A 5,852-nucleotide genomic window follows, 5' to 3' on the forward strand; every position below is an offset into this window, starting at 1 on the left:
ATATGATAATTGAACGAATAAAATCACCATCAATTGAGAATTTTTATAAGGATTACTATCATCCAGATAAACCAGTAATCCTTACAGATGCCATTGATTCATGGGAAGCAAAGTCACTTTGGACACCAGATTACTTCGCTTCCAACTTTCCAGAAGTGGAGATCAAAGTTGAAGCTATTGGGGAAGACAAGGCTAGTGACTCTAACTACTACGTCAAAAATTTAAAGTATATGAAGATTAGCATGTTAGATTATGTAAATTCTACACACGCTATTTCAAAATATGATGGGCGTTTTTACGCTGCGCAACTTCCAATTACAGAGGTTATTCCACAGACAAAATCGCAAATTAATACATTTCCGTATTGGTCAAAATTTCTGTACAAGCTATCGTCGCAGAAAGCGCTCTTTTGGATGGGACCTGCGGGGTGTAAATCTGCATTACATTTTGATGACGCACCAAATTTAAATGTCCAGTTATATGGTAAGAAACGCTGGGTAATATATCCTAAGTCTGAATACGAAAATTTATATTTGCCATCAACATTGGAGTTTCCACACTTTAGTCCTATTAATATGGATGCTCCTGATCTTGAGCGTTTTCCCAAGTTTAGAAATGCGAAGCCTATTGAGTTTGTTTTGGAGCCGGGTGAAACGCTATTTTTACCGCAAAGCTGGGCGCATTATGTTGAAACTATTGAATACTCTATATCCCTCAATTTTTGGTGGACGACATGGAAACATGTTATAGATACTCCGAAAGAATTGTGGAAGGATTTGGTTGGTAAGTTTAAGTAAACGTGAAACAATTGCCTTAACTTAAAAGTATCTCTTCTCTTACATACAATAGAATAGTAAGAGAGGAGAGGAATCTTAAGTCTAAGCTGAAATTTGTATATAATTGTTTTTTATGAAAAATGTGTGATTCTGTTTATCTTTGTCTTCTAAGATAAAGGCTTATCTCACGCGTGAGATGATTTGCTCTAATCATACAGGACACTTTGATAATGGAATATAATCCAAATATCGAGGTGTAAAATGACAAAAAGAACAAATAGAAGTTATCCGGCAGAGTTTAAGCAAGAAGCTGTTTCTATGGAATTTTACTATACTCTTTGGTGTAAGATGGGATAGACTTTCTTCGAAAGGTCTTGTGGCATCTCAATATATATTAAAGTTATAGAATTGATAACTTTATTATAGTAAATGAGTGTGGTAGCTAGCGATGCTAGATTCCTTATTAGTACCCTTAATTTAAGCCTCATTATTGAGGGAATATTCGTTCGTATATTGTTATAGATTATGAAGGAATACCGCATACTTTGAAGCTAGAGAAGTTAAGAGATATGTCAGTTGTATTAAATGAACGAACAGTACAATGTGAGAATATTAACCATTAAAGTCAAAATTTAGGTTCATTACTATTTTGAAGAAGGAAGTACCTTCAATAGTATCAGTGAATTATTCCAGCTAATAGTCTAGTAAGTTGTAACAGTTTGTTGTGAACAATGAAGCAAATGAGTAAATCAATAGGTAGGCTAATGGATTTAGGTGAAGACTCTAAATATTGCTGTCAGGTTAGTGAGTATGTATTCAACAAATTGGATAAAAGGATCATAGATGTTCAAATCTTCCCCATTGTTAAAGCGCTTTATTGTGTTTTTAATTATTCCTCTTATAACTGTATTGATGTACGTTTGGAATTACCTACAAACAAGTGCAGAAAATTTTTCAGGTGACATTGTCTTATCGGGCATTCACCAAGAGGTTCAAATTCAGAGAGATGCTCATTCAGTTCCTTCAATCATTGCGAAAAGTGATCATGATGTTTATTTCGCTATGGGGTTTTTACATGCCCAAGATAGACTTTGGCAACTCGAAACTCAACGTCGCTTTGCCAAAGGTCGACTTAGTGAAGTTTTCGGCAGAACGGCCCTAGAAAGTGATATTTGGGTGCGCACATTGGGGCTTTATAAGTCTGCTGAAGAGTCATGGGACTCATTATCAACAGAAGCACAAGATTCATTGATCGCATACTCTCATGGGGTCAATGCATTTTTGGATAAAAATACTAATTTACCACCTGAGTTTTTAATGTTTGGCTTTAAGCCTGAAAAGTGGAAGCCTATCGACTCACTCGTTCAAATAAAAGTATTCGCTTTGAATCTATCGGATAGTATGTGGCATGAAATTGAGTATATGGCTGCTAGCCAAGTATTAAATACAGCACAAGTCAATATGTTGTTTGGTGAGAATGGGCATAGCTTATATACAAGTAACACTAATACCGTCAACTCGCTCGATAAGCTGCTCAAGATTAAACGTGTTTTGAAGGATGAAATGCATATTGGTGGTAAATATGTTGGGAGCAACGCATGGGCTGTGTCGGGAAAACTGAGTGCTAATAACAAACCAATTTTGGCCAATGATCCACACTTAAATATTCAAATACCTTCTCTTTGGTATGTGGTTAAGCAAAAGAGCCCTAAACATGAAATATCGGGTATGAGCTTGGTTGGCCTTCCGTTAGTTGTTCTAGGTAAAAATGCTCACATAGCATGGGGGGTCACTAGCATGCTTGCCGATGAACAAGATCTATATATAGAGCAGATTAATCCAAAGCGACCCAGTCAATATCTATCCGATGGCAAATGGAAAGAGATGATAACACGTGAAGAGACGATAAATATAAAAGCTGATTTTCCTGCAAAACTAAGTCGTAATATTGAACCGCTGAAGATAAAAGTGCGAAAGACAGAAAATGGCCCACTTATAAGTGATGCCATTGAGGGAGTAGGCAACCCGCTGTCTTTGCGCTGGACAGCTTTGAAGAGTCAGGATACGTCCTATGATGCGTTTTTTAAATTGGGTTATGCAAAAAACTGGAAAGAGTTTAATGATGCTATGAGCCTGCTAGTATCTCCAACGCTAAATATGGTTTACATTGACCAAGATAATATTGGTTACTTAGCCGCAGGAGATATTCCTATTCGTGGCGTGGGTAATGGTCTGTATCCTTTGGAGGGATGGCATAGTAAAAATCATTGGTATGGGGTAATACCTAAAACTGACATGTTGTCTGAGTTTAACCCTGAAAGGGGCTTTATTGTCTCAGCAAATAATGAAATAGGGGGAGATGATTACGATTACTATATTTCAAGTCAATGGGCCTCTCCTGCCAGAGCCGCTAGAATCGAAGAACTATTACAAGAGAAGATTGATACCAAACACAAATTGACCTTAGAAGATATGAAAATGATTCAGGCCGATACAATTGACTTAAGTTCGATAAGTTTACTTAGTTTCTTTCGGAGAATTAAGGGAGATAATAGCAATGAAGACTTGGCTCTGGCACATTTAAACTCTTGGGATGGTAATATGGATCGAGACAGCACGGCTGCGGCATTGTTTTACGTTTGGTCAGAGCAAGTAAGAAATTTAATTTTTAAAGATGAATTTAAGGGGTATTGGAATTTAGGAAACGAAATTAGTCTAGCCAATATAGAAAATGACAAAGTGTTTGAAGCATTATCCAATACTGAGCTAAATTGGTGTGATAATATTTTGACAAATGATCTAGAGTCTTGTGATAGCATTGTTCATGAAGCGCTCAAACAGGCAATTAAGAAGTTAGTAAAATTACAAGGGAGTGACATTTCACAGTGGACTTGGGGTAATATTCACTACACAAATTACGGACACCAACCATTTAGCTCTGTTAATTTTCTTGACTATATCTTCGAACGAAAGATACAAAATGGAGGCTCTGAAAATACGGTGAATGTCTCTTCAGCTATGTTTAAACAAGGAAAAGGATATGAGCAGTATTTTGGGGCAGGGTTTCGCCAAATACTACAACTAGGAGAATCTAAGCAGGCTACACACTTATACATGAACTCAACTGGCCAGTCTGGAAATATTGCTAGTGAGCATTATGATGACATGGTGGAGCCGTTCAATAAGGTTCAATATTTTGGCTTGAATAAAAGCAGTATAAAAAGTGGTGAAACATTACGAATGGTACCTATTAGCTCTATGTCGACTGAGGAAGTGAAATGAATCTATTTAGTGAGTTTTCTTCTAGAGCACCCAATAAAGTATTTATTTCAATTTTATGTGGGGTGTTTTCTGGAGTTGCTTATTCATTGTTGATACCTCTAGTTATTTCTAGCCTTGAAAATGAGCAGGGGGGACTTGAATATAGTAGTGAGTCACTACAAACATTTTTTGGCTTCGAGGTCCAAAATTATTATATTGCAAGCGTGTTTCTACTCGTTTGTTTATTCATTCTGATTACAAGAACGGCTTCACAGATTATTTTGCTTCGCGTATCTATGGATGTCACAACAAAATTGCGATTAAGTTTGTACAAACGAATTATGAAGGCACCAATTAGCAAGCTAGAAAGTTTAGGTTCTTCTAGGCTTATCGCTACGATAGCAACTGATGTCGGGCGGATAGTGGACGGTGCTAGAGTATTACCTGAATTAATCATGAGCGTTACAACACTCGTCAGTTTACTCATGACGCTATTCATTGTTGATAAGAATGTATTCTGGCTCGTTTTTAAAACTATCTTTTTGGGTATCATTACTTATCAGATTCCCGTTCTCTTAGGGGCTAAATATATACGCCGCGCTCGAGAGCATATAGATGTTTTGCAGGAATCGATTCGTAGCCTTATTTATGGAGCAAAAGAGCTTAAAATTAGTACTGATAAGCGTGAAAGTTTTTATAGTGATGTTTTAGTTCAAAATGAACATGCGGTTCTAAAGTCTGAAAAGCTAGGCAACTCGATTATGTCTGCAGCGACTAGTTATGGAGATCTTATCAGCTTTTTTGTGATAGGGTTTGTCGCATTTGTATTTGCAAACTATAACTCGATTAGTCAAGCAGAACTCATAACCGTTATCATGATGCTTCTTTATATCACAGGTCCTGTAGCAGAAATAATCAACTTGATCCCTGAGGTACTGCAGGCAAAAATTTCACTCCAGAAAGTCGAGCGTCTTTCAGGTGAGCTATCAACGGAAGAGGCAACAGAGCAAGTGTTTCAAATTCCCTCCTGGGAGCAAATACGATTCAAAGATGTTTGCTTTAGCCATGAAACTACTCACGGGAGTGACAGCTTTGGTATCGGCCCACTCACCTTTAGCGTAGAAAAAGGAAAGATAACTTTCATTGTAGGTGGTAATGGTTCTGGAAAAACAACGCTTAGCAAACTTATATCACTTCATTATAGAAAATCAAGTGGCTCTATATTCTTTGGAGAGGTTGAAGTCGATAATAATACTTTAAATAGTTGTCGAAATGAGGTGAGTGCAATATATTCAGACTATCACTTATTTGATAGGTTGCTGGGTGAGTCAAATCAGAGCAAGCAAGCTCTCATACAACAATATTTGTGTGAACTATGTTTAGAGGAAAAAGTAACCGTTGAAAATGGCCAATTTTCTACTACCTCTTTGTCAGATGGTCAACGGAGACGATTAGCATTGCTCGTTGCTTTTTTGGAGGATAAGTCTCTTTATGTCTTTGATGAGTGGGCAGCTGATCAAGACCCCGAATTTAAACAAATATTTTACTATCGCATCCTACCTGATTTAAAAGCGCAAGGGAAAGCCGTGGTAGTAATAAGCCATGATGATAGATACTTTGATATCGCAGATAAGTTACTCATTATGGAAGATGGGCTTTTGAAGAGTAATGATGATTAGTTAAGTTGAAAGGCAAAGCATTGTACAGGTAGCCAATGCTTTGCAAATTATAATGACCAAATTGTATTTTCCTAGTATCACAACACCTATGCATTGTCCCAAGCGTTCATTCAGGTTGTAATTAACAGAGTTTTGT

3 protein-coding genes are annotated in these 5,852 nt (G+C 37.1%); all 3 read left to right on the top strand.

Annotation, left to right across the window (positions count from 1 at the left end; genetic code table 11):
- Positions 1-2 precede the first annotated feature (2 nt).
- Entirely contained in the window at positions 3-797 is a 795-nt protein-coding gene (locus tag GDK41_RS06310) for a cupin-like domain-containing protein (protein ID WP_152085609.1), read from the top strand.
- Positions 798-1,619: 822 nt separating this feature from the next.
- A complete protein-coding gene (locus GDK41_RS06315; RefSeq protein ID WP_152085610.1) occupies positions 1,620-4,058 on the top strand; it encodes a penicillin acylase family protein in 2,439 nt (812 codons plus the stop codon).
- Positions 4,055-5,716, top strand: coding sequence for a cyclic peptide export ABC transporter (locus GDK41_RS06320; RefSeq protein WP_152085611.1), 1,662 nt, complete (start codon positions 4,055-4,057; stop codon positions 5,714-5,716). Before GDK41_RS06315 ends, GDK41_RS06320 begins: the two co-directional genes overlap by 4 nt.
- Positions 5,717-5,852 lie beyond the last annotated feature (136 nt).

This window comes from Pseudoalteromonas sp. A25 (genome assembly GCF_009176705.1).
Lineage (GTDB): Bacteria > Pseudomonadota > Gammaproteobacteria > Enterobacterales > Alteromonadaceae > Pseudoalteromonas.

Bases quoted from the DNA above. Each gene is read 5' to 3' on its own strand.
- GDK41_RS06320 (WP_152085611.1), top strand. From the start codon at position 4,055: ATGAATCTATTTAGTGAGTTTTCTTCTAGAGCACCCAATAAAGTATTT.
- GDK41_RS06310 (WP_152085609.1), top strand. From the start codon at position 3: ATGATAATTGAACGAATAAAATCACCATCAATTGAGAATTTTTATAAG.
- GDK41_RS06315 (WP_152085610.1), top strand. From the start codon at position 1,620: ATGTTCAAATCTTCCCCATTGTTAAAGCGCTTTATTGTGTTTTTAATT.